The sequence below is a fragment of the Mycobacterium sp. NTMscope_Eco_3 genome, from assembly GCF_976985685.1.
In genome coordinates this window covers 1,787,553-1,810,147 of the sequence record NZ_CDRJYZ010000001.1, presented here as the reverse complement: position 1 = coordinate 1,810,147, position 22,595 = coordinate 1,787,553, and the positions used below count along the sequence as shown (strand labels likewise).

The window sequence follows — 22,595 nt, the reverse complement described above, 5'->3', positions numbered from 1 at the left end:
CCAAAATCAGGCCCTCAAGGCCGCCAAGGCGTCGGTCCACAGCCGCTGATCGCGTGACTCGCCGGGCTGCTTCATCTCGGCGAATCGAATGATCCCGGAGCGGTCGATGACGAACGTCCCGCGATTGGAGTAGCCGGCGTCGTCGTTGAACACGCCGTAGCTCTGGCTGACCGCGCCGTGCGGCCAGAAATCCGACAGCACCGGGAAGGTGAAGCCGCTGTCCAGCGACCAGACCCGGTGCGTGGGCGGCGGACCCACCGAGATCGCCAGCGTCGCGCTGTCGTCGTTCTCGAAGTCGGGCAGGTGATCCCGCAGCTGGTCCAGCTCGCCCTGGCAGAACCCGGTGAACGCCAGCGGGAAGAACACCAGCAGAACGTTCTTGGCGCCGCGGTAGGAGCTCAGCGTGAAGCGCTGTTGGTTCTGGTCGCGCAGAGTGAAGTCCGGGGCGGCGGTGCCGACCGGCAACATCAACGCTTCCCGGCCCGGGACTTGGGCTGCACCAACCGGCTGGCGGCCCAATCGCCCAGGTTGACCGACGAGGTCGGCATCAGACCGGCGGTGGGGGCCGCCTCGGCGATCTCGGCCGGCAGCACGTGCCCGGGCTTTCCCGTCTTGGGGGTCAGCACCCAGATCACGCCGTCCTCGGCGAGCGGGCCGATCGCGTCCATCAGCGTGTCCACCAGGTCGCCGTCGCCGTCGCGCCACCACAGCAGCACGACGTCGACTACCTCGTCGGTGTCCTCGTCGAGCAGTTCGCTGCCGCAAGCCTCCTCGACCGCCGCGCGGATCTCATCGTCGGTGTCTTCGTCCCAGCCCCACTCCTGGACAACTTGGTCCCGTTGGATGCCCAGTTTGCGAGCGTAGCTCGGGGCGTCATCCGCCGCGACCACCGTGGAGCCTCCTTCAATTCCCTCGCGATGTGCGATTCGGGATTATCGTCGCACAGCGCGAACCCGGTTCACACTGCCACCTCATTACGTTGCCAAGCAGAGTTTGATCGCCTTCTTTTTCGTGTCGTTGAGCTGATCGACGCGTTTGTTGAATTCCGACGTCCCCGCGTGTGTGCCAATGGCGTTGGCCACCGAGTGCGCGGCGTCGATGTAGGCGTTGAACGCGTCCTTGATCTGCTGCGACATCGCGTCACTGAAGCTGTTGGCCACCGTGGTGGCGCTGTCGTTGAGGGCGTCGATCGCCGGGCCCTCGGTGGGGCCGGTGCCGCGGCCCGAATTGAACGCCTGCACGAATTCGTTGGTCTTGTCGATCGCGTTCTTGCTGGTGGTGATCAGCGAGGCGCAGGCGGTGCGCACCGCCTTGGTGGTCAGCGACTGCTGGCGCTGGGACTCCCGGACGCTCGACGTGGCCGACGAGGCCGACACCGACGCGGACACCGACTGGCGGTAGGCCGGGGCCACTTTGGTGTCCGGGGTCGCCGTTCCGTTGGTGACGGAGGTGCATCCCACGATGCCCATCAGCGCGGCGGCGACACAGCCAAGGGCCAAAGCGCCACGCCGGGGGAAAGCCCCCACCTGCCTCGGGGGGACGGCACGCCACCGGATGAGCACGGGCCTGACGTTACCGGGTGGCTTGTACACCCGCCCCATACACGCCGAGTTGGTGTGCCCGATCGGGTATTCGATGGCGGCTGCCCGCCCGAAACACCGGTGCGGCACGATGGTGGAGAGGGTGCGACCCGCCCTCACGTCACACATCCCGCCAATTACAGGAGTAGTGGGTTGACAACCGAATTCGTGCGCCACGACCTGGCCACAAGTCCCAACAACGCCACCGAACCCGACCGCGTCCGGGTGATCCGCGAGGGGGTGGCTTCCTACCTCCCCGACATCGATCCCGAAGAGACCTCGGAGTGGTTGGAGTCCTTCGATGAACTGCTGGAGCGCTCCGGCCCGTCGCGGGCGCGCTACCTGATGTTGCGGCTGCTGGAACGGGCGGGCGAGCAGCGCGTTGCCATTCCTTCGCTGACGTCCACCGACTACGTCAACACCATCCCGACCGAACTGGAGCCGTGGTTCCCCGGCGACGAGGACGTCGAGCGGCGCTACCGGGCGTGGATCCGCTGGAACGCCGCCATCATGGTGCACCGCGCCCAGCGCCCGGGAGTCGGTGTGGGAGGCCACATTTCGACTTACGCGTCGTCCGCGGCGCTCTACGAGGTCGGCTTCAACCACTTCTTCCGCGGCAAGTCGCATCCCGGCGGTGGGGACCAGGTGTTCATCCAGGGCCACGCGTCCCCGGGGATCTACGCGCGGGCGTTCCTGGAGGGGCGGCTGACGACCGACCAACTCGACGGCTTCCGCCAGGAGCACAGCCACCCCGGCGGCGGCCTGCCGTCCTACCCCCACCCGCGGCTGATGCCCGACTTCTGGGAATTCCCCACGGTGTCGATGGGTCTGGGCCCGATGAACGCGATCTATCAGGCCCGGTTCAACCACTACCTGCACGACCGGGGCATAAAGGACACCTCCGACCAGCACGTGTGGTGCTTTTTGGGCGACGGCGAGATGGACGAGCCGGAAAGCCGCGGCCTGCTGCACGTCGGCGCGCTCGAGGGCCTGGACAACCTGACGTTCGTGATCAACTGCAACCTGCAGCGCCTCGACGGCCCGGTGCGCGGCAACGGCAAGATCATTCAGGAACTCGAGTCGTTCTTCCGCGGCGCCGGCTGGAACGTCATCAAGGTGGTCTGGGGACGCGAGTGGGACGCCCTGCTGCACGCCGACCGCGACGGCGCGCTGGTGAACCTGATGAACACCACGCCCGACGGCGACTACCAGACCTATAAGGCCAACGACGGCGCCTACGTGCGCGACCACTTCTTCGGGCGCGACCCGCGCACCAAGGCGCTCGTCGCGAACATGAGCGACTCCGAGATTTGGAATCTCAAGCGCGGCGGCCACGACTACCGCAAGGTCTACGCCGCCTACCGGGCCGCCGTCGACCACAAGGGGCAGCCCACGGTGATCTTGGCCAAGACCATCAAGGGCTACTCGCTGGGCGCGCACTTCCAGGGCCGCAACGCCACGCATCAGATGAAAAAGCTTGCGCTGCAAGACCTCAAGGACTTCCGCGACGCCATGCGGATACCGATCAACGACGCCCAGCTGGAAGAGGATCCGTACCTGCCGCCCTACTTCCACCCCGGCTCCGACGCCCCGGAGATCCGCTACATGATCGACCGCCGGCGCACGCTCGGCGGCTACGTTCCCGAGCGCCCGACGAAGGCCAAGGCGTTGCGGCTCCCCAGCCGCGACATCTACGCCGCGCTGAAGAAGGGATCGGGAACCCAGGAGGTCGCCACCACCATGGCGACGGTGCGCACCTTCAAGGAAGTGTTGCGGGACAAGGAGGTTGGGCCGCGGATCGTCCCGATCATTCCCGACGAGGCCCGCACCTTCGGCATGGACTCGTGGTTCCCGTCGCTGAAGATCTACAACCGCAACGGCCAGCTGTACACCGCCGTGGACGCCGATCTGATGTTGGCCTACAAGGAAAGCGAAGTCGGCCACATCCTGCACGAGGGCATCAACGAGGCCGGGTCGGTGGGGTCGTTCATCGCGGCCGGCACCTCGTATGCGACGCACAACGAGCCGATGATCCCGATCTACATCTTCTATTCGATGTTCGGGTTCCAGCGCACCGGTGACGGCCTGTGGGCGGCCGCCGACCAGATGACGCGCGGCTTTTTGTTGGGCGCCACCGCGGGACGCACCACGCTGACCGGCGAGGGCCTGCAGCACGCCGACGGGCATTCGCTGCTGCTGGCGAGCACCAATCCGGCGGTGGTCGCCTACGATCCGGCGTTCGCCTACGAGATTGCCTACATCGTGGAAAGCGGGCTGGCCCGGATGTTCGGGCAGGACCCCGAGAACGTGTTCTTCTACATCACCATCTACAACGAGCCGTACGCGCAGCCGCCCGAGCCGGAAAACTTCGATCCCGAGGGCGTGCTGCGGGGCCTGTACCGCTACCACGCCGCCACCGAGCAGCGCGCCAACAAGGCACAGATCCTGGCGTCGGGGGTGTCGATGCCGGCCGCCCTGGACGCCGCGAAGATGCTAGCAGCCGAATGGGACGTCGCCGCCGACGTGTGGTCGGTGACCAGTTGGGGCGAGTTGAACCGCGACGGCGTCGCGATGGACAGGGCGAGGCTGCGCCATCCGGACCGGCCGGCCGGCGTCCCGTACGTCACCCAGGCCCTGTCGAACGCCGTCGGCCCGGTGGTCGCCGTCTCGGATTGGATGCGTGCGGTTCCCGAGCAGATCCGGCCGTGGGTGCCGGGCACCTACGTCACCCTGGGCACCGACGGGTTCGGCTTCTCCGACACCCGGCCCGCGGCGCGGCGCTACTTCAACACCGACGCCGAGTCGCAGGTGGTGGCCGTGCTCGAGGCGCTGGCGCGCGACGGTGAGATCGACCCCTCGGTGCCGGTCGCCGCCGCCCGCCAGTATCGGATCGACGACGTCCAGGCCGCCCCGGAGCAGACGTCCGACCCGGGCGTGGCCTAAGGGCGGCGGTCGCCCGCCGGGCCGTTCCCCGGGCCATTCACCCCTTGGGCTTCCTCGCCGAGCGTGACGCCAGCGTCACGTTGGGCGTCGAGCGTGACACCAGCGTCACGCTCGGCGCCCGAGGGGACCCACCCCGCACGCGCCACGCGCCGCCTTTGGCGGAAACTTCCAGAAAAGTCGCGTAGGTTTTAGGGGTGAGTGACAACCCCTTCGCCGGTCCGTTCGCCAAGCACCCCCGGTCGCCGCTCGAAAACCTGGACGCGGTGCCCGAATCGGTGCTGCGGAGGCTCAAGCAGTACTCCGGGCGGCTGGCCACCGAGGCGGTCGCCGCCATGCAGGATCGGTTGCCGTTCTTCGCCGACCTGGAGGCGTCCCAGCGGGCCAGCGTGGCGCTGGTGGTGCAGACGGCCGTCGTCAACTTCGTCGAGTGGATGCAAGATCCGCACAGCAACGTCAGCTACACCGCGCAGGCCTTCGAGCTGGTGCCCCAGGAGCTGCAGCGCCGCATCGCGTTGCGCCACAGCGTCGACATGGTCCGCGTCACCATGGACATCTTCGAGGAGGTCGTCCCGCTGCTGGCCCGCTCCGAGGAGCAGCTGACCGCGCTGACCGTGGGCATCCTGAAGTACACCCGCGACCTGGCGTTCACCGCGGCCGGCGCGTACGCCGACGCCGCCGAGGCCCGCGGCACCTGGGACAGCCGGATGGAGGCCAGCGTGGTCGACGCGGTGGTCCGCGGCGACACCGGCCCGGAGCTGCTGTCCCGGGCGGCGGCGCTGAACTGGGACACCACGGCGCCGGCGACGGTGGTGGTCGGAACCCCTGCCCCCGGACGCGACGGGTCGACCGGCCCGGGCGACAGTGAGCGCGCGAGTCAGCGCGTCCGCGACATCGCCGCACAACACGGCCGCGCGGCCCTCACCGACGTGCACGGCACCTGGCTGGTCGCCATCGTGTCCGGGCAATTGTCGCCAACCGACAAGTTTCTCGGCGATCTGCTGGTCGCGTTCGCCGACGGCCCCGTGGTGGTCGGGCCGACGGCGCCCATGCTGACGGCGGCCTATCACAGCGCCAGCGAGGCCATCTCCGGGATGAACGCCGTCGGCGGCTGGCGCGGGGCGCCGCGCCCCGTGCCGGCCCGTGAGCTCCTGCCGGAGCGGGCCCTGATGGGCGACGCGTCGGCGATCGTGGCGCTGCACACCGATGTGATGGGGCCGTTGGCCGACGCCGGCCCGACGCTGATCGAGACTCTTGACGCTTACTTAGATTGTGGCGGCGCGATTGAAGCTTGTGCCAGAAAGTTGTTCGTTCATCCAAACACGGTGCGCTACCGACTCAAGCGGATCACCGACTTCACCGGCCGTGATCCCATGCAGCCGCGTGATGCATATGTGCTGCGAGTGGCGGCGACGGTGGGCCAACTCAACTATCCGACGAATCCCCCCAGCGCCGCCAACAACGCCATGCCCGCGGTTCCGCTGCCGCTCAAAGGGGCTGTCGCCGGTCAAACCGGGTGATAGTGACCCAGGCGACAGGTCGCGGGACGATATCAAACCCGTAGCTTACGGAGCCGTTTTGTAGGGTGTACACAAAAACCTAAGACGAGGTTCATAATCTGTTACACCCGCCAAAACCGTTTCCACAGTGTTCTCTTAAACACGTGATTGCATTGCTTGCGCCCGGACAGGGTTCGCAGACCGAGGGGATGCTCTCGCCATGGCTGGAGCTCGCCGGCGCCGCTGACCAGTTGGCGCTGTGGTCCAAGGCCAGTGGCCTCGACCTCGTGCGCCTGGGCACCACCGCATCGACCGACGAGATCACCGACACCGCGGTCACCCAGCCGCTGGTCGTCGCCGCCACGCTGCTCGCCCACCAGGAGCTGGCCAAGCGCGGCCTGCTCGCCGGTCAAGACCTGGTCGTGGCCGGCCACTCCGTCGGTGAGATCGCCGCCTACGCGATCGCCGGCGTGATGGCCGCGGACGACGCCGTCGCCCTGGCCGCCACGCGGGGCGCCGAGATGGCCAAGGCGTGCGCCGTCGAGCCCACCGGCATGTCCGCGGTGCTCGGCGGTGACGAGGCCGAGGTCCTGGCCCGCCTCGAGCAACTCGACCTGTTCCCCGCCAACCGCAACGCCGCCGGGCAGATCGTCGCCGCCGGATCGCTGGCCGCGCTGGAGAAGCTCGCCGAAGACCCCCCGGCCAAGGCCCGGGTGCGCGCGCTGGGTGTGGCCGGCGCGTTCCACACCAAGTACATGGCGTCGGCGCTCGACGGCTACGCCGCCGCGGCGGCCGCCGTCCAGACGGCCGAGCCCACCGCGACGCTGCTGTCGAACCGCGACGGCAAGCCCGTCACCTCGGCCGCCGCGGCGATGGAGGCGCTCGTCGCTCAGCTGACCCAGCCGGTGCGCTGGGACCTGTGCACCGCGACGCTGCGCGAGCTGGAAGTTGGTGCGGCCGTGGAGTTCCCGCCTGCGGGCACGCTCACCGGTATCGCCAAACGAGAACTTCGGGGAGTTACGGCTCGTGCCGTCAAGTCGCCCGCAGACCTGGAGGCTTTGGCTGAGCTGTAAGTCAGCCGCATCCAGTACAACCACATAACACGTCAGTTCGACTAACTCACAACACATTACGAAGGGAAGCACGCTGTGGCTGTCAGCCAGGAAGAAATCATCGCCGGTATCGCCGAGATCATCGAAGAGGTAACCGGTATCGAGCCCTCCGAGGTCACCCCGGAGAAGTCGTTCGTCGACGACCTGGACATCGACTCGCTGTCGATGGTCGAGATCGCCGTGCAGACGGAGGACAAGTACGGCGTCAAGATCCCGGACGAGGACCTCGCCGGTCTGCGCACCGTCGGTGACGTCGTCTCCTACATCCAGAAGCTCGAGGAAGAGAACCCCGAAGCTGCCGAGGCGCTGCGCGCCAAGCTGGAGACCGAGAACCCCGACGCGGTCGCCAACGTCAAGGCAAGGCTGGAAGCGGACACCAAGTGAGTAAGCCTTCCACTGCTAACGGCGGTTACCCCAGCGTTGTGGTAACCGCCGTCACGGCGACGACGTCGATCGCGCCGGACGTCGAGAGCACGTGGAAGGGTTTGTTGGCCGGCGAAAGCGGCATCCACGTCCTCGAAGACGACTACATCACCAAGTGGGACCTGCCCGTCAAGATCGGTGGACACCTCAAGGAGCCCATCGACGAGCAGATGAGCAGGCTCGACATGCGGCGGATGTCGTACGTCCAGCGGCTGGCCAAGATGCTCAGCACCCAGCTGTGGGAGACCGCCGGCAACCCGGAGCTCGACCCCGACCGGTTCTCGGTCGTGGTCGGCACCGGCCTCGGTGGCGCCGAAAGGATCGTGGAGAGCTACGACCTGATGAACGAGGGCGGCCCCCGCAAGGTGTCGCCGCTGGCCGTGCAGATGATCATGCCCAACGGCGCCGCCGCCGTGGTGGGTCTGCAGCTCGGCGCCCGCGCCGGGGTGATCACCCCGGTGTCGGCGTGTTCGTCGGGCTCGGAGGCGATCGCCCACGCGTGGCGCCAGATCGTCATGGGTGACGCCGACGTCGCCGTGTGCGGTGGCGTCGAGGGCCCCATCGAGGCGCTGCCGATCGCGGCGTTTTCGATGATGCGGGCCATGTCGACTCGCAACGATGAGCCCGAGCGCGCATCGCGGCCGTTCGACAAGGACCGCGACGGCTTCGTGTTCGGTGAGGCCGGGGCGCTGATGCTCATCGAGACCGAGGAGCACGCCAAGGCCCGCGGCGCCAAGCCGCTGGCCCGGTTGATGGGCGCCGGCATCACGTCGGACGCGTTCCACATGGTGGCCCCCGCGGCCGACGGTGTGCGTGCGGGTCGGGCGATGACGCGGTCGCTCGAGCTGGCGGGGTTGTCCCCCAAGGACGTTGACCACGTCAACGCCCACGGGACCGCCACGCCGATCGGTGACACCGCGGAGGCCAACGCCATCCGGGTCGCCGGTTGCCAGCAGGCGGCGGTCTACGCGCCGAAGTCGGCGCTGGGCCACTCGATCGGTGCGGTCGGGGCTCTCGAGTCGGTGCTCACGGTGCTGAGCCTGCGCGATGGCGTCATCCCGCCCACCCTGAATTACGAAACCCCCGATCCCGAGATCGACCTGGATGTTGTTGCGGGCGAACCTCGCTACGGCGATTTCCGTTACGCGATCAACAACTCGTTCGGCTTCGGTGGCCACAACGTGGCACTCGCCTTCGGGCGTTACTAAAGCTGGCGTCCGGCGACGACGCGGGCCGCAAAGGGCCCGAGGAGGAGCCGGACACCACGGAAGGTGGTGACCCGCTTCCCCCGGCCTCGCCGGGAGAGCGATCACCACGAAGCACGAAAGGAACGTTCGCAAGACCCATGACAGAGCTGGTTACCGGGAAGACACTCCCGAACGTGGTCGTCACTGGCGTTGCCATGACGACCGCACTGGCGACTGACGCCGAGACCACCTGGAAGCTGTTGCTGGACAGCCAAAGTGGTATCCGCAAACTCGAGGATCCGTTCGTCGAGGAGTTTGACCTGCCGGTGCGCATCGGCGGTCATCTGTTAGAGGAGTTCGATAGCCAGCTGACCCGCGTCGAGCTGCGCCGGTCGGGCTACCTGCAGCGGATGTCGACCATCTTGAGCCGGCGGGTCTGGGAGAACGCCGGCTCGCCCGAGGTCGACAGCGACCGCCTGCTGGTGTCGATCGGTACCGGTTTGGGTTCGTCGGAGGAGATGGTCTTCAGCTACGACGACATGCGCGCTCGTGGCATGAAGGCCGTCTCCCCGCTCGGCGTGCAGAAGTACATGCCCAACGGGGCGGCCGCGGCGGTGGGCCTGGAACGGCACGCGAAAGCCGGGGTCCTCACGCCCATTTCGGCGTGCGCGTCCGGCTCCGAGGGCATCGCCCAGGCGTGGCGCAACATCGTGTTCGGGGAGGCCGACATCGCGATCTGCGGTGGCGTCGAGACCCGGATCGAAGCGGTGCCGATCGCGGCGTTCGCCCAGATGCGGATCGTGATGTCCACCAAGAACGACGACCCGGTCGGCGCCTGTCGCCCGTTCGACCGCGACCGGACCGGATTCGTGTTCGGCGAGGCCGGCGCCCTGATGGTCATCGAGACCGAAGAGCACGCCAAGGCCCGCGGCGCCAACATCCTGGCCCGCATCATGGGCGCCAGCATCACCTCCGACGGCTACCACATGGTCGCCCCGGACCCCAACGGCGAACGCGCCGGGCACGCGATGACCCGCGCCATCCAGCTCGCCGGCCTGACCCCCAGCGACATTGGTCACGTCAACGCGCACGCCACCGGCACCTCGGTCGGTGACGTCGCCGAGGGCAAAGCCATCAACAACGCGCTGGGCCCCCACGGCGGCAACGCGGCCGTCTACGCACCCAAGGCGGCCCTGGGCCACTCGGTGGGCGCGGTGGGTGCCGTGGAATCGATCCTGACCGTGCTCGCGCTGCGCGACCAGGTCGTCCCGCCCACACTGAACCTGGAAAACCTCGACCCCGAGATCGACCTGGACGTGGTGGCGGGCAAACCCCGCCCCGGCAACTACGACTACGCCATCAACAACTCGTTCGGATTCGGCGGACACAACGTGGCCATCGCCTTCGGGCGGTACTAAATCCCAAGCAACACACCGGAATCAGGAGACCTGCGATGACTATCACGGCCCCCGAGGCGGTTGGCGAGTCGCTCGACCCCCGCGACCCGCTGTTGCGCTTGAGCAATTTCTTCGACGACGACAGCGTCGAACTGCTGCACGAGCGTGACCGCTCCGGCGTGCTTGCCGCCGCCGGGACCGTGAACGGTGTGCGCACCATCGCGTTCTGCACCGACGGCACCGTGATGGGCGGCGCCATGGGCATCGAGGGCTGCACGCACATCGTCAACGCCTACGACACCGCCATCGAGGAGCAGAGCCCGATCGTGGGCATCTGGCACTCCGGCGGGGCCCGGCTGGCCGAGGGCGTGAAGGCACTCCACGCGGTGGGCCTGGTGTTCGAGGCGATGATCCGGGCGTCCGGCTACGTCCCGCAGATCTCGGTGGTCGTCGGCTTCGCGGCCGGCGGCGCCGCCTACGGGCCGGCGCTGACCGACGTCGTCGTCATGGCGCCGGAAAGCCGGGTGTTCGTCACGGGCCCGGACGTGGTGCGCAGCGTCACCGGCGAGGACGTCGACATGGCGTCGCTCGGTGGTCCCGAGACCCACCACAAGAAGTCCGGGGTGTGCCACATCGTCGCCGACGACGAGCTCGACGCCTACGAGCGCGGCCGCCGGCTGGTCGGATTGTTCTGCCAGCAGGGCCATTTCGACCGCAACAAGGCCGAGGCCGGTGACACCGACATCCACGCGCTGCTGCCCGAGTCGGCGCGGCGGGCCTACGACGTGCGCCCGATCGTGACCGCGATCCTCGACGACGAGACGCCGTTCGACGAGTTCCAGGCCAACTGGGCGCCGTCGATGGTGATTGGGCTGGGCCGGCTGTCGGGCCGCACGGTCGGCGTGCTGGCCAACAACCCGCTGCGCCTCGGCGGCTGCCTGAACTCCGAAAGCGCCGAGAAGGCGGCACGTTTCGTGCGTCTGTGCGACGCGTTCGGCATCCCGCTGGTGGTGGTCGTCGACGTGCCGGGTTATCTGCCCGGTGTCGACCAGGAGTGGGGCGGCGTGGTGCGCCGCGGCGCCAAGCTCCTGCACGCGTTCGGCGAGTGCACGGTTCCCCGTGTCACCCTGGTCACCCGAAAGACCTACGGCGGGGCCTACATTGCGATGAACTCCCGCTCGCTCAACGCGACCAAGGTGTACGCCTGGCCGGACGCCGAGGTCGCGGTGATGGGCGCCAAGGCCGCCGTGGGCATTCTGCACAAGAAGAAGCTGGCCGCCGCTCCCGAACACGAGCGGGAGGCGCTGCACGACGAGCTGGCCGCCGAGCACGAACGGATCGCGGGCGGCGTGGACAGCGCCATCGAGATCGGCGTGGTCGACGAGAAGATCGACCCGTCGCACACCCGCAGCAAGCTCACCGAAGCGCTGGCGCAGGCACCCGCGCGCCGCGGCCGCCACAAGAACATCCCGCTGTAAGTCACCTACTTACCGCGGACGTAACGCCACGGCGAAAAATCGCGACAGAAGTCGCCGCCACGTTACGCCCGCGGCCGACCCAAAATTGTCGAGAGCGCTTGGCGTAGTGCGCTTTCCGGATCGGCCGGCAGCGTCTCCGCGCGCCACGCGACAAATTCGTCCGGGCGCACCAACAGCGCACCCGAAGGCCCGAGTCCGGTTATGGTCGCCCACTCGTCGCTATCGAGGCGATGCGCGGCCACCGACGCCGAAGCGGCGGCGGCACACCATCGCTCGTTGGTGGTCAGCACGGTGAACCCGGGGCCCAGCAGATCGAGCGTCGACACCCCGTCGCGCACCCACACGTGCGGAACCCTTGTGCCCGGTTGCCCCCGCAGCTCCTCCACCAGGGACACGGCGTCCGGGTCCGCAGGCACCGGCGCACCGGAAATGACTGCGGCCGAGCGGTATTGATAGCCCGCCAACAACGCGAATATCGGCGCCTCCTCGTCCGGCGGCAATTGGGGCCGGTCGTCATCCAGCCTGAGCAGCGCCAACGACGGGCCGGTGAGCGACTGGCGCGCGTTGAAGCGTCCGACCGGGTGCCGCTCGGCGTGATAGGTGCTCAGCAAGGCGGGATCGGCCAAGCCGTTCACCACCGCGGCGAGCTTCCAGGCCAAGTTGTCCGCGCTCTGGATGGCGGTGTTGGCGCCCCCGGCCTTGAAAGGTGGCATGGTGTGGGCGGCGTCGCCAACGAAAAATACTCGCCCGCGGGCAAATTGGTCAGCGACTCGCTCGTACGGTTGCCACGGCGCAATCTCGATGACGTCGATGTCGATCGGCTCGCCGACGGCCTTGGTGAGCAGCTCGACGCACCGCTCGGGGGTGAATTGCTCTGCGGTCTCCCCTTCTCTCGGCAGGTAGGTGGTGATGAACATGCCGAGGTCGCCCTCGGCCACCAGAAAGATCCCGTCCACGTCGGGGTTCTTGACCTGCACGCCGTCCCCATCGCCCAGACCCGGAACGAACCGTCTCCAGGACGCCTTGAAGTAGACGAAAAGGACAAAGATCGGTAGCGCGCCGTACCCCGACGTGGTCACACCGAGCGAGTCGCGGATGGGGCTGTGCACGCCGTCGGCGGCGACGAGGTACCCGGCCCGCACCGTCTCGGTATCTCGCGAATCACGCTCCCGCACAAGCACTGTCACACCGGCTTCGTCCTGTTCCAGCGACACCAGCTCCGTTCCGTAGCGGACCTCGCTTCCTCGCCGGCGGGTATCGGCGAGCAGCATCGGCTCCAGCTTGCTCTGCGGGCAATACTGCGCGGGCGGTTCCGGGCTGAGTCCCGCGAAAGGCGCGAAGATGGCGTCGACGTCCATGGCGGGCGCTTGGTCCACACTGTTCAGCGTCGGCTTGACCACCATGCCGGAAACACCGTCGGCGACCGCGTGCGCCTGGTCGCTAAGCCCCAGTCCGCGCAAGATCTCCAGGCTGCGAAAGCTCAGGTTACGGGCTTTCGGATAGATGAAGACTTCGCGTCGCTTCTCGATCAGCATCGACCGAACCCCGTACTTGGCGAGCAGAGCGGAGGTGGCGAGCCCGGCCGCTCCGGCACCGACGATGAGCACGGGAGTCCGAGACGCCATCTCGCCCCCTTCCGATGCGACGGATCCCAAGTATCGAGATCGCCTATCCCTGCACCGCAGCGTAGTGGAGGATCAACACGTGAGCCTCTCAGCACCGGCAATGCTGCACATCGCGTTCGAGGAACCGCGGCCCGGGCTGGCCGAGGGCGGCATCCCCCTCGGCGCCGCCCTGTTCACCGCCGACGGCGGCCTGGTCGGGCGCGGCCGCAATCGCCGTGTGCAACAAGCGGATCGGGCGAGTGGTACGAAGACATGAGAAGGGCGCCCTAGCCGAACCGCGCCAGAAACTCCTCGGCCACCGCGACGGCCCTTTCCCGGTCGCGCGGCACCAGGCCGATCCTCGTCCGCCGGTCGAGGATGTCGCCGACTTCCAGCGCACCCTCGTGGGTGATCGCGTACTCGAATTCCGCACGGCTCACGTCGATGCCGTCGGCGGCCGGCTCGGTGGGCCGCTCACAGGTGGCGGTCGCGACGACCTTGGCCGCCTCGGCGCCGTAGCGCGACACCAGCGACTCGGGCAGCCCAACGTCCGGCGCCGCCGTGATCCCCGGGTTGGCCGGCGCCCCGATCAGCGGCAGGTTGCGGGTCTGGCATTTCGCGGCGCGCAGTCGCCGCACCCGGACGGCGCGATCCAGCACATCCTGTGCCATGTAACGGTATTCGGTCAGCTTGCCGCCGATCACGCTGATCACCCCGGACGCCGATTCGACGACGGCGTGTTCGCGGGAGACGTCGGCGGTGCGCCCCTCGCCGGTGTCGATCAGCGGGCGCAGCCCGGCGTAGGCGCCGATCACGTCGGTGGCGGTGAGCCGGGTCCCCAACGCGGTGTTCACGGTGTCGAGCAGGAACGTGATCTCGTCGACCGACGGTTGGGGCACGTCAGGAATCGGTCCGGGCGCCGCCTCGTCGGTCAGGCCCAGGTAGACCCGGCCCAGCTGTTCGGGCATGGCGAACACGAAGCGGTTTAGCTCGCCGGGAATCGGAATCGTCAGCGCCGCAGTCGGATTGCCGAACGCGGCGGCGTCGAACACGAGGTGCGTGCCGCGGCTGGGCCGCAACTTCAGCGACGCGTCGATCTCCCCCGCCCACACCCCGGCCGCGTTGACGACGGCACGAGCCGTGACGTCGAAGGACTCGCCCGTGCGCGCATCGGTCAACCGCACCGAGGTGCCGGTGGCCTGGGAAGCCGAGACGTAGGTGAGAATCCGGGCGCCGTGCTGCGCCGCGGTGCGCGCGACCGCGGTGACCAGTCGGGCGTCGTCGACCAATTGTCCGTCGTAGGCCAGGAATCCGCCGTCGAGGCCGTCGCGTCGCACGGTCGGCGCCATCTCCACGACGCGCCGTGCCGACACCCGCCGCGACCGGGGCAGCGTCGAGGCCGGCGTGCCCGCCAGCGCCCGCAAACAGTCACCGGCCAGGAACCCACCCCGCACCAGCGCCCGCGTGCCCGGGCCCATCGACGGCAGCAGCGGCACCAGCTGCGGCATCGCCCGGACGAGGTGGGGGGCGTTGCGGGTCATCAGGATTCCGCGCTCGATGGCGCTGCGGCGGGCGATGCCGACGTTGCCGGTCGCCAGGTAGCGCAGCCCGCCGTGGACGAGTTTGGAGCTCCAGCGGCTGGTGCCGAACGCCAGATCGTGCTTTTCCACCAGCGCCACCCGCAGCCCGCGCGCCGCGGCGTCCAACGCGATCCCCGCGCCGGTGATACCGCCGCCGATCACCACGACGTCCAACGGCTCGCCCTCGGCGAGCGCGGTCAGGTCGGCGGTGCGCCGCGCGGCGTTCAGGGCGGTCGGGTCGGGGATCACGACAGGTATCCGTTCAGCGAGTGGGCAAGTTCGGCGGTCAGGGCGTCGGCGTCGAGCATCGGTTCGACGATGCGCGCCGACTGGATGGTCGACTGCGCGATCAGCAACACCATGGTGGCCATCTGGACCGGGTCGCCGCCCCGGACGCTGCCGTGGCGCTGGGCGACTCGGAGGCGGGCGGCCAGGGCCTCGATCAACATGCGCTGGCTGGTCCCGAGCCGCTCGGTGATGTAGGTGGTCGCGAGCTCCGAGTGCAGGACCGACGTCACCAGCTGGTCGCGGCGCAGCAGGTCGGCCACCGTAACGATTTGTCGCACAAGCGATTCCCGGTCGTCGCCGAGCAGGGGCGCGTCGCTCATCGCGTCGGTGACGTGCCGGGTCAACAGCGCCGCGACCACCGAGTGCGTGTCCGGCCAGCGCCGGTACACCGTCGGCCTGCTGACCCCCGCGCGTCGGGCTATCTCGGCGAGGGTCACCCGGTCCACACCGAAGTCGACCACACAGCTGGCGGCCGCCGCGAGGATCCGCTCACCGACATCCAGCTCGTTACGGATTGACAACATATGTAATACTGTAACGCATGACGCATCCCGAGGGGCTCTTACCGCCCATGAAATGGAACGCGTGGGGAGATCCCGCCGCGGCCAAGCCCCTCTCGGAAGGGATCCGGTCGTTGCTGCAGCAGGCTGTGGGGGTCGAGGGGTCCCCCGCGGCCGAACTGCAGCCCGACCAGGTGGAACTGCGCCCGTCGGCGTTGTCGCCGACGGACCGGGAGGCGCTGGCCGCCATCGTCGGCGCCGACTACTGCCGCACCGCGGACTCCGATCGGCTGCTGCATGCCGGCGGCAAGTCCACCGTCGACCTGCTCAACCGCACTCAACCCGGCCCGCAGGACGCGCCCGACGCCGTGCTACTACCCGCCGACGAGGACGCCGTCGCCGCGATCCTGCGGCACTGCAGCGAGCGCCGCATCGCCGTCGTCCCCTTCGGCGGGGGCACCAGCGTGGTCGGCGGCCTGGATCCGCATCGCGGCGAGTTCGGCGCCGTCGTCTCGCTCGACCTGCGTCGTCTCGATCGACTGATCTCGCTCGACGAGGTGTCCGGCCAGGCCGTCTTCGAAGCAGGCGTCACCGGGCCCGACGCCGAACGACTCCTTGGCGCGCAAGGGTTTTCGCTCGGCCATTTCCCGCAGAGCTTCGAGTACGCCACCATCGGCGGCTTTGCCGCGACCCGCTCCTCCGGGCAGGACTCGGCGGGCTACGGCCGGTTCAACGACATGGTGCGCGGGCTGCGCGTGATCACCCCGGTGGGCACCCTGGATCTGGGTCGCGCACCGGAATCGGCCGCGGGCCCCGACCTGCGCCAGCTGCTGATCGGCTCGGAAGGAACCCTGGGCGTCATCACCCGGGTGCGGCTGCGGGTCCACCGCGCCCCGGCGGCCGTGCGCTACGAGGCCTGGTCGTTCCCCGACTTCGAGACCGGCGCCGCGGCCCTGCGGGCCATCACCCAGAATGCCACCGGCCCCACCGTCGTTCGCCTGTCCGATGAGGCCGAGACGGGGGTCAACCTGGCCACCACCGAGGCGATCGGCGAGTCCCAGATCACCGGCGGATGCCTGGCCATCACCATGTTCGAGGGCACCGAGGAGCACGTCGAAAGCCGGCACGCCGAAACCGGCGCGCTGCTCGCGGCTCGTGGCGGAACCTCGCTGGGCGAGGGACCCGCGCGGGCGTGGGAGCGCGGCCGGTTCGGCGCTCCCTACCTGCGCGACTCGCTGCTCGCGGCCGGTGCCCTGTGCGAGACGCTGGAGACCGCCACCGACTGGTCGAACGTCACCGAGCTGAAAGCCGCTGTCACCCAGGCACTTACCGACTCGCTCGCCGAGACCGGCACCCCGGCGCTGGTGATGTGCCACATTTCGCACGTCTACCCCACCGGCGCATCGTTGTACTTCACCGTCGTCGCGGGGCAGCGCGGCAATCCGATCGAGCAGTGGAAGACCGCCAAAAAGGCCGCCTCGGATGCGATCATGGCCACCGGCGGGACGATCACCCACCACCATGCGGTCGGCGCCGACCACCGGCCGTGGATGCGCGACGAGATCGGCGAGTTGGGAGTGCAGGTGTTACGCGCGGTCAAGGCGACTTTGGATCCGGCCGGAATCCTCAATCCCGGCAAGCTGATTCCGTGACACCGCTGCGCCGGCGCGAGATCGGCAAGGTGATCGCGCTGACCAACCCGGTCTCGGGGCACGGCGCCGCCGTGCGTGCCGCCCAGCTCGCGATCGCCCGCCTGCACAAGCGGGGCGTGGAGGTCGTCGAAATCGTCGGCGACGACGCCGAAGACGCGCGGCACCTGGTCGCCGCGGCGCTGGAGAAGGGCGCCGACGCGGTCATGGTGACCGGCGGCGACGGCGTGTTCTCCAATGCGCTGCAAGTGTTGGCGGGCACCGACATTCCCGCCGGAATCGTGCCCGCCGGGACCGGTAACGACCACGCCCGCGCATTCGGGATCCCCACCCAGGACGCCGAGGCGGCCGCGGACGTCATCGTCGACGGCTGGTCCGAAACCATTGACCTGGGCCGGATTACGGATAGCGACGGGGTGAGCAAATGGTTCGGCACCGTGGCGGCCACCGGCTTCGATTCGCTGGTCACCGATCGCGCCAACCGGATGCGCTGGCCGCACGGACGGCTGCGCTATTACGCCGCAATGCTCGCCGAGCTATCCCAGTTGCGGCTCTTACCCTTTCGCATGGTGCTCGACGGCATCACGGAGATCAACGCCGACATCACGCTGGCCGCGTTCGGCAACACCCGCAGCTACGGCGGCGGGATGCGGATCTGTCCGACCGCCGATTACACCGACGGCCTGCTCGACATCACCATGGTGCACTCGGCATCCCGCACCAAACTGGTCCGCCTGTTCCCCACCGTGATGAAAGGCACGCACGTGAACCTCGACGAGGTCAGCACCGCGCGGGCCCGATCGATCCACGTCGAGTGCCCCGGCATCAACGTCTACGCCGACGGAGACTTCGCGTGCCCGTTGCCGGCCGAGATCTCGGTGGTGCCGGGCGCTCTGCAGATCCTGCGGCCGGCCGAGCGATAGGTCGCGTTCTCCAGGAACCATAAGCGCTAGCGGATGTGCTAGCTGCCTGGAGAGTCGCCCAGTGCTTCCAGAGAGGCGCGCCGCCAACCGACTAACCGACCCCCCGGCTCAGCCAGCTCACCTCGCCGCCGTCGCCGCCATCGCGATACGCCTCGAGCGCCTCGTCCCAGGCCGTGCCCAGCACGGAATCCAGCTCGGCGGCCAGGGTGTCGGCGCCCTGGGCCATCATCGCCCGCAGCCGCATCTCCCCGACCATGATGTCGCCGTTGGCGCTCATCGCCCCGCTCCACAGGCCGAGTTGCGGGGTGTGGCTGAACCGATGGCCGTCGACACCGGGGCTCGGGTCCTCGGTGACCTCGAACCGCAGCACGGACCAGGAGCGCAACGCGTTGGCCAACTTGGCGCCGGTGCCGACGGGACCGACCCAGTTGGTGACGGCGCGCAGCTGACCGGGCATCGCAGGCTGGGGCGTCCAGTTCAGGTTCGCCTTGGCCCCCAGGGTCGACGACAACGCCCACTCGACATGCGGGCACACCGCCGCGGGCGAAGCGTGCACGTACACCACGCCGGTCGTCACGTCGGCGAATTGATTCGACGCTCGCATTTCCTGCTCCTTCGGTTCCACGAGGGACGTCTTCCCCAACGGCCTGTGGACCCGACAAGCAGGGCAGCTTGCTGAAATCTTCGATTTTTTCTGTGTCGTGCGTGTCTATTGTGCCTCGTGATACCCGTGTTGCGCTAGTGTGCAGTCCGAATTAGCTGTATTCGGCTATCACGGCATCGGAAATCTCCGGCCACGGCCGCAGCGCCCACTCCCCGAATTCGCGGTCGGTAAGCACCACCAGCGCGAGCTCGATCTCCGGATCTGCCCAGATAAACCCGCCTGCCTGGCCGAAATGGCCGTACGTTCGCGCCGAGTTCCGCGCGCCGGTCCAGTGCGGCGATTTCGCGTCGCGCAGCTCAAAACCGAGCCCCCAATCGTTGGGCCGCTGCACCCCGTATCCGGGCAGAACGCCGTCCAGACCGGGAAATTGCACGGTCGTGGCCTCGGCGTGCAGGCCCGCCGAGACCGTCACCGGGCGCAGCAAGTCCGCGGCGAACGCGGCCAGGTCCGCCACGGTCGAGGTCGCGCCGAACCCGGCGGCCACCGCGCCCCCGTCGAGCCGGGTCGCCGCCATGCCCAGCGGTTCGCAGACCGCCTCGGCCAGGTAGCGGGCGAAGTCGATGCCGGTCTCGCGTTCCACGGTCTGGCCCAGCACGGTGAAGCCCTCGTTGGAGTAGATGCGGCGGGCGCCGGGCGCGGCCAGCACCTTCTCGGAGTGCATCGACAGACCCGAGGTGTGCGCCAGCAGGTGGCGGATGGTGGAACCGGGCGGGCCGGCGGGCGTGTCCAGGTCGACGGCGCCCTCCTCGATGGCGACGTGCACGGCCCGGGCCGCCAGCGGCTTGGTCACCGAGGCCAGCTCGAACACCCGCTCGGCGTCGCCGTGGCCGGCCAGCACCCCCCCGGGCCCGACGACGGCGGCGGCCGCTGCCCCGACCGGCCAGTCGGCCAGAGCGTCGAGGGCCGCCATCACTTCCGTGCGATGTAGTAGTTGTTGATCGGGTCCGCTTCGATCTCGGCGACCCGCACGTCGTCGAATCCGGCATCGCCGAGCATCGCGACAGCCAGCTGCGTTCCCCAGGCGGTGCCCAGCCCGGCGCCGTCCAATGCCAGCGACACCGTCATGCAGTGCATCAGCGACGTCGTGTACAGGTAGGTGCTCATCGGCACGCCGACGTTTTCCTCCAGCCGGCTCGACGCCTTGATGTCGGCCATCAGCAGGACGCCACCGGGCCGCAGCGCCCGGTAGATGTTCTCCAACACCCGCGCCGGTCGAGCCTGATCGTGGATGGCGTCGAACACGGTGATGACGTCGTAGGCCTCGACCTTGTCCAACTCGGGCAGATCGTGGCTTTCGAACGTGGCGTTCGTCAGGCCGCGGTCGGCGGCCTCGCGGATTCCGGTGGCGATGGCCTGCTCGGAGAAGTCGATGCCGGTGAAGCGGCTGGCCGGAAACGCCTGCGCCATCACGTTGATGGCGTGGCCGCTGCCGCAGCCGAAGTCCGCCACGTCGGCGCCGGCGCGCAGCCGCTCGACGAGGCCGTCCACCAACCGCAGCACGACGTCGACGAGCGAGGCGTCGTACATCGCGCCGCTCTCCTCGGCCATCAGCTGGTGGAAGCGCGGGAACTCGCTGTAGGGCAGGCCGCCGCCGGCCCGGAAGCAGCCGATGATTTTCTGCTCGACCTCGCCGAGCAGCGGCAGGAATTGGGCTACCACGGCGAGGTTTTGGGGCCCGGCGGCGCGGGTCAGCACGCCGGCGCGGTGGGGGGGCAGCGAGTAGGTGGCGGTGTCGGGGTCGTACTCGACGACGTGGCCGGTGGTCATGCCGCCCAGCCACTCGCGCACGTAGCGCTCGTTGAGCCCGGCCGCCTCGGCAATCTGCGCGCTGGTCGACGGCGCGAGTCCGGCCATGGTGTCCAGCAGGCCGGTCTGGTGCCCGATGCTCAGCAAGATCGTGAGGCTGGCGCCGTCGAGGGTCGAGGCGATTCGTTCGGTGAATTCTTCGGTGGTCTCCCAAGCCGTCACGCCCTGCGACGCTACACCGGCCCGATGGGTGGACAGCCCGCCGCGAGATGTATGGCGGCAAACAGTAGGTTGGAGGCCATGAGTCAGACAGTGCGCGGCGTGATTTCACGCAAGAAGGGCGAACCCGTCGAACTGGTGGACATCGTCGTCCCGGACCCCGGGCCGGGCGAGGCGCTGGTCGACGTCATCGCGTGCGGGGTGTGCCACACCGACCTGACCTACCGCGAGGGCGGCATCAACGACGAGTACCCGTTCCTGCTCGGCCACGAGGCCGCCGGCACGGTCGAGGCCGTCGGCCCCGGGGTGACCGATGTGGCGCCGGGCGACTTCGTGATCCTGAACTGGCGCGCGGTGTGCGGCCAGTGCCGGGCCTGCAAGCGCGGCAGGCCGCACCTGTGCTTCGACACCTTCAACGCCACCCAGAAAATGACGCTGACCGACGGCACCGAGCTCACGCCCGCCCTGGGCATCGGGGCGTTCGCCGACAAGACGCTGGTGGCGGCCGGCCAGTGCACCAAGGTCAATCCGGAGGCCGACCCGGCGGTCGCCGGGCTGCTGGGCTGCGGCGTGATGGCCGGGCTGGGCGCGGCGATCAACACCGGCGCGGTCAACCGCGACGACACCGTCGCGGTGATCGGCTGCGGCGGCGTCGGCGATGCGGCGATCGCCGGCGCGGCGCTGGTGGGCGCGCGGCGCATCATCGCCGTCGACACCGACAACACCAAGCTGGACTGGGCCCGCAAGTTCGGCGCCACGCACACCGTCAACGCCCGCGAACTCGATGTGGTCAAGACCATCCAGGACCTCACCGACGGGTTCGGCGCCAACGTGGTGATCGACGCGGTGGGCCGCCCCGAAACGTACAAGCAGGCCTTCTACGCCCGCGACCTCGCCGGAACCGTTGTGCTGGTTGGTGTTCCGACCCCCGACATGACGCTGGAGATGCCGCTGGTGGACTTCTTCAGCCACGGTGGCTCGCTGAAGTCGTCGTGGTACGGCGACTGCCTACCCGAACGCGACTTCCCCACGCTGATCGACCTGTACCTGCAGGGCCGGCTGCCGCTCGAGCAGTTCGTCTCCGAACGCATCGGGCTCGGCGACATCGAGGAGGCGTTCCACCGGATGCACAGCGGCGAGGTGCTGCGCTCGGTGGTGGTGCTCTGATGGCGGCCGCGGACAACGCCGTCGAGCGCCTGGTCACCCACGGAACGTTCGAACTCGACGGCGGCAGTTGGGAAGTCGACAACAACATCTGGATCGTCGGCGGCGATTCCGACGTCGTGGTGTTCGACGCCGCGCACGCCGCCGAGCCCATCCTGGCCGCCGTCGGCAAACGCAACGTGATCGCGGTCGTGTGCACCCACGGTCACAACGACCACGTCACGGTGGCGCCCGAACTCGGCGCGGCCCTGGACGCGCCGGTCCTCCTGCACCCCGGCGACGACGTGTTGTGGCGAATGACACACCCGGACAAGGACTTCCGCACGATCGCCGACGGCGACACGATCGATGTCGCCGGCACCGAGCTGCTGGCGCTGCACACGCCCGGGCACTCCCCCGGCTCGGTGTGCTGGTACGCGCCGGAGCTCGGTGTGGTGTTCAGTGGGGACACCCTGTTCTCCGGCGGGCCGGGCGCGACCGGCCGCTCCTTTTCGGATTTCCCGACGATTCTGCAGTCGATCTCCGGGCGGCTCGGTACCCTGCCCGGCGACACCGTGGTGCACACCGGCCACGGCGACAGCACCACCATCGGCGACGAGATCGTGCACTACGAGGAGTGGGTGGCGCGCGGCCACTGATCTG

Annotated in this window: 20 protein-coding genes and 1 pseudogene; 12 read left to right on the top strand and 9 right to left on the bottom strand. The window is 68.8% G+C overall.

Going from position 1 to position 22,595, the window contains the following annotated elements:
- Nucleotides 1-6: 6 nt before the first annotated feature.
- The 3 genes from AC0KTM_RS08360 to AC0KTM_RS08350 all read right to left on the bottom strand — a co-directional run bounded on the left by AC0KTM_RS08360 (nucleotide 7) and on the right by AC0KTM_RS08350 (nucleotide 1,562).
- A complete protein-coding gene (locus AC0KTM_RS08360) occupies nucleotides 7-468 on the bottom strand; it encodes a peroxiredoxin (protein ID WP_472415424.1) in 462 nt (153 codons plus the stop codon).
- The gene (locus AC0KTM_RS08355) at nucleotides 468-890 is read right to left on the bottom strand and encodes a DUF3052 domain-containing protein (protein ID WP_225329010.1); all 423 of its coding nucleotides are present in this window, start codon (nucleotides 888-890) and stop codon (nucleotides 468-470) included. The genes AC0KTM_RS08360 and AC0KTM_RS08355 overlap by 1 nt, the downstream gene beginning before the upstream one ends.
- Before the next feature lie 84 nt (nucleotides 891-974).
- Complete coding sequence (locus AC0KTM_RS08350; protein WP_225329035.1) at nucleotides 975-1,562, bottom strand: hypothetical protein; 588 nt, start codon at nucleotides 1,560-1,562, stop codon at nucleotides 975-977.
- Nucleotides 1,563-1,733: 171 nt separating this feature from the next.
- Here AC0KTM_RS08350 and aceE point away from each other — a divergent pair, with 171 nt between their 5' ends.
- The 7 genes from aceE (at nucleotide 1,734) to AC0KTM_RS08315 (ending at nucleotide 11,616) form a co-directional block, all read left to right on the top strand.
- Nucleotides 1,734-4,523 carry a pyruvate dehydrogenase (acetyl-transferring), homodimeric type gene (aceE, locus tag AC0KTM_RS08345; RefSeq protein WP_472415423.1) on the top strand — a complete coding sequence of 930 codons (2,790 nt, stop codon included), beginning with the start codon at nucleotides 1,734-1,736 and terminating at the stop codon, nucleotides 4,521-4,523.
- 194 nt (nucleotides 4,524-4,717) lie between these two features.
- On the top strand, nucleotides 4,718-6,040 hold the full coding sequence (locus AC0KTM_RS08340) for a PucR family transcriptional regulator (protein WP_238957839.1): 1,323 nt from the start codon (nucleotides 4,718-4,720) through the stop codon (nucleotides 6,038-6,040).
- Between the two features lie 143 nt (nucleotides 6,041-6,183).
- Nucleotides 6,184-7,092 (top strand): ACP S-malonyltransferase, encoded by a 909-nt coding sequence (locus AC0KTM_RS08335; RefSeq protein WP_238957838.1) that lies wholly within the window; start codon nucleotides 6,184-6,186, stop codon nucleotides 7,090-7,092.
- A 75-nt stretch (nucleotides 7,093-7,167) separates the two neighbouring features.
- Nucleotides 7,168-7,515 carry a meromycolate extension acyl carrier protein AcpM gene (acpM, locus tag AC0KTM_RS08330; protein ID WP_008255908.1) on the top strand — a complete coding sequence of 116 codons (348 nt, stop codon included), beginning with the start codon at nucleotides 7,168-7,170 and terminating at the stop codon, nucleotides 7,513-7,515.
- Complete coding sequence (gene kasA, locus AC0KTM_RS08325; protein ID WP_225329006.1) at nucleotides 7,512-8,762, top strand: 3-oxoacyl-ACP synthase KasA; 1,251 nt, start codon at nucleotides 7,512-7,514, stop codon at nucleotides 8,760-8,762. Before acpM ends, kasA begins: the two co-directional genes overlap by 4 nt.
- A 137-nt stretch (nucleotides 8,763-8,899) precedes the next feature.
- Nucleotides 8,900-10,159, top strand: coding sequence for a 3-oxoacyl-ACP synthase KasB (gene kasB, locus AC0KTM_RS08320; protein WP_472415422.1), 1,260 nt, complete (start codon nucleotides 8,900-8,902; stop codon nucleotides 10,157-10,159).
- A gap of 35 nt (nucleotides 10,160-10,194) precedes the next feature.
- Nucleotides 10,195-11,616, top strand: a complete 1,422-nt coding sequence (locus AC0KTM_RS08315; RefSeq protein WP_225329004.1) for an acyl-CoA carboxylase subunit beta — start codon at nucleotides 10,195-10,197, stop codon at nucleotides 11,614-11,616.
- A gap of 62 nt (nucleotides 11,617-11,678) precedes the next feature.
- Here the strand turns inward: AC0KTM_RS08315 and AC0KTM_RS08310 are convergent, their stop codons facing one another.
- A complete protein-coding gene (locus AC0KTM_RS08310; RefSeq protein ID WP_472415421.1) occupies nucleotides 11,679-13,241 on the bottom strand; it encodes an FAD-dependent monooxygenase in 1,563 nt (520 codons plus the stop codon).
- Between the two features lie 100 nt (nucleotides 13,242-13,341).
- Between AC0KTM_RS08310 and AC0KTM_RS08305 the strand changes: the two are divergent.
- Nucleotides 13,342-13,473: pseudogene (locus AC0KTM_RS08305) on the top strand (nucleoside deaminase); the annotation flags it as partial.
- Nucleotides 13,474-13,507: 34 nt separating this feature from the next.
- Here the strand turns inward: AC0KTM_RS08305 and AC0KTM_RS08300 are convergent.
- On the bottom strand, nucleotides 13,508-15,049 hold the full coding sequence (locus AC0KTM_RS08300) for a glycerol-3-phosphate dehydrogenase/oxidase (protein WP_472415420.1): 1,542 nt from the start codon (nucleotides 15,047-15,049) through the stop codon (nucleotides 13,508-13,510).
- Nucleotides 15,046-15,612 (bottom strand): TetR/AcrR family transcriptional regulator, encoded by a 567-nt coding sequence (locus tag AC0KTM_RS08295; protein ID WP_225329002.1) that lies wholly within the window; start codon nucleotides 15,610-15,612, stop codon nucleotides 15,046-15,048. Before AC0KTM_RS08295 ends, AC0KTM_RS08300 begins: the two co-directional genes overlap by 4 nt.
- A 47-nt stretch (nucleotides 15,613-15,659) precedes the next feature.
- On the opposite strand from AC0KTM_RS08295, the gene AC0KTM_RS08290 reads away from it, so the two are divergent.
- Together AC0KTM_RS08290 and AC0KTM_RS08285 are read left to right on the top strand one after the other, a co-directional pair.
- Nucleotides 15,660-17,240 (top strand): FAD-binding oxidoreductase, encoded by a 1,581-nt coding sequence (locus tag AC0KTM_RS08290; RefSeq protein WP_472417421.1) that lies wholly within the window; start codon nucleotides 15,660-15,662, stop codon nucleotides 17,238-17,240.
- Nucleotides 17,237-18,160, top strand: coding sequence for a diacylglycerol kinase (locus AC0KTM_RS08285; RefSeq protein ID WP_472415419.1), 924 nt, complete (start codon nucleotides 17,237-17,239; stop codon nucleotides 18,158-18,160). Before AC0KTM_RS08290 ends, AC0KTM_RS08285 begins: the two co-directional genes overlap by 4 nt.
- A gap of 91 nt (nucleotides 18,161-18,251) precedes the next feature.
- Here AC0KTM_RS08285 and AC0KTM_RS08280 read toward each other — a convergent pair whose 3' ends face one another.
- From AC0KTM_RS08280 to AC0KTM_RS08270, 3 genes are all read right to left on the bottom strand, one after another.
- Nucleotides 18,252-18,764, bottom strand: a complete 513-nt coding sequence (locus tag AC0KTM_RS08280; RefSeq protein WP_038538591.1) for a DUF3145 domain-containing protein — start codon at nucleotides 18,762-18,764, stop codon at nucleotides 18,252-18,254.
- A gap of 151 nt (nucleotides 18,765-18,915) precedes the next feature.
- A complete protein-coding gene (locus AC0KTM_RS08275; RefSeq protein ID WP_472415418.1) occupies nucleotides 18,916-19,734 on the bottom strand; it encodes a serine hydrolase domain-containing protein in 819 nt (272 codons plus the stop codon).
- On the bottom strand, nucleotides 19,734-20,792 hold the full coding sequence (locus AC0KTM_RS08270) for a class I SAM-dependent methyltransferase (RefSeq protein ID WP_472415417.1): 1,059 nt from the start codon (nucleotides 20,790-20,792) through the stop codon (nucleotides 19,734-19,736). Before AC0KTM_RS08270 ends, AC0KTM_RS08275 begins: the two co-directional genes overlap by 1 nt.
- A 78-nt stretch (nucleotides 20,793-20,870) precedes the next feature.
- Between AC0KTM_RS08270 and AC0KTM_RS08265 the strand changes: the two genes are divergently transcribed.
- Entirely contained in the window at nucleotides 20,871-21,956 is a 1,086-nt protein-coding gene (locus AC0KTM_RS08265) for an S-(hydroxymethyl)mycothiol dehydrogenase (RefSeq protein ID WP_238957834.1), read from the top strand.
- On the top strand, nucleotides 21,956-22,591 hold the full coding sequence (locus AC0KTM_RS08260) for an MBL fold metallo-hydrolase (RefSeq protein WP_472415416.1): 636 nt from the start codon (nucleotides 21,956-21,958) through the stop codon (nucleotides 22,589-22,591). Before AC0KTM_RS08265 ends, AC0KTM_RS08260 begins: the two co-directional genes overlap by 1 nt.
- The last annotated feature ends 4 nt before the right edge of the window (nucleotides 22,592-22,595 follow it).

Excerpts from the sequence above, each read along its gene's own strand:
- AC0KTM_RS08310 (WP_472415421.1), bottom strand. The coding sequence starts at position 13,241 with ATGGCGTCTCGGACTCCCGTGCTCATCGTCGGTGCCGGAGCGGCCGGG.
- AC0KTM_RS08315 (WP_225329004.1), top strand. The coding sequence starts at position 10,195 with ATGACTATCACGGCCCCCGAGGCGGTTGGCGAGTCGCTCGACCCCCGC.
- AC0KTM_RS08260 (WP_472415416.1), top strand. The coding sequence starts at position 21,956 with ATGGCGGCCGCGGACAACGCCGTCGAGCGCCTGGTCACCCACGGAACG.
- AC0KTM_RS08280 (WP_038538591.1), bottom strand. The coding sequence starts at position 18,764 with ATGCGAGCGTCGAATCAATTCGCCGACGTGACGACCGGCGTGGTGTAC.
- AC0KTM_RS08275 (WP_472415418.1), bottom strand. The coding sequence starts at position 19,734 with ATGGCGGCCCTCGACGCTCTGGCCGACTGGCCGGTCGGGGCAGCGGCC.
- AC0KTM_RS08290 (WP_472417421.1), top strand. The coding sequence starts at position 15,660 with ATGAAATGGAACGCGTGGGGAGATCCCGCCGCGGCCAAGCCCCTCTCG.
- AC0KTM_RS08295 (WP_225329002.1), bottom strand. The coding sequence starts at position 15,612 with ATGTTGTCAATCCGTAACGAGCTGGATGTCGGTGAGCGGATCCTCGCG.
- kasB (WP_472415422.1), top strand. The coding sequence starts at position 8,900 with ATGACAGAGCTGGTTACCGGGAAGACACTCCCGAACGTGGTCGTCACT.
- AC0KTM_RS08360 (WP_472415424.1), bottom strand. The coding sequence starts at position 468 with ATGTTGCCGGTCGGCACCGCCGCCCCGGACTTCACTCTGCGCGACCAG.
- AC0KTM_RS08265 (WP_238957834.1), top strand. The coding sequence starts at position 20,871 with ATGAGTCAGACAGTGCGCGGCGTGATTTCACGCAAGAAGGGCGAACCC.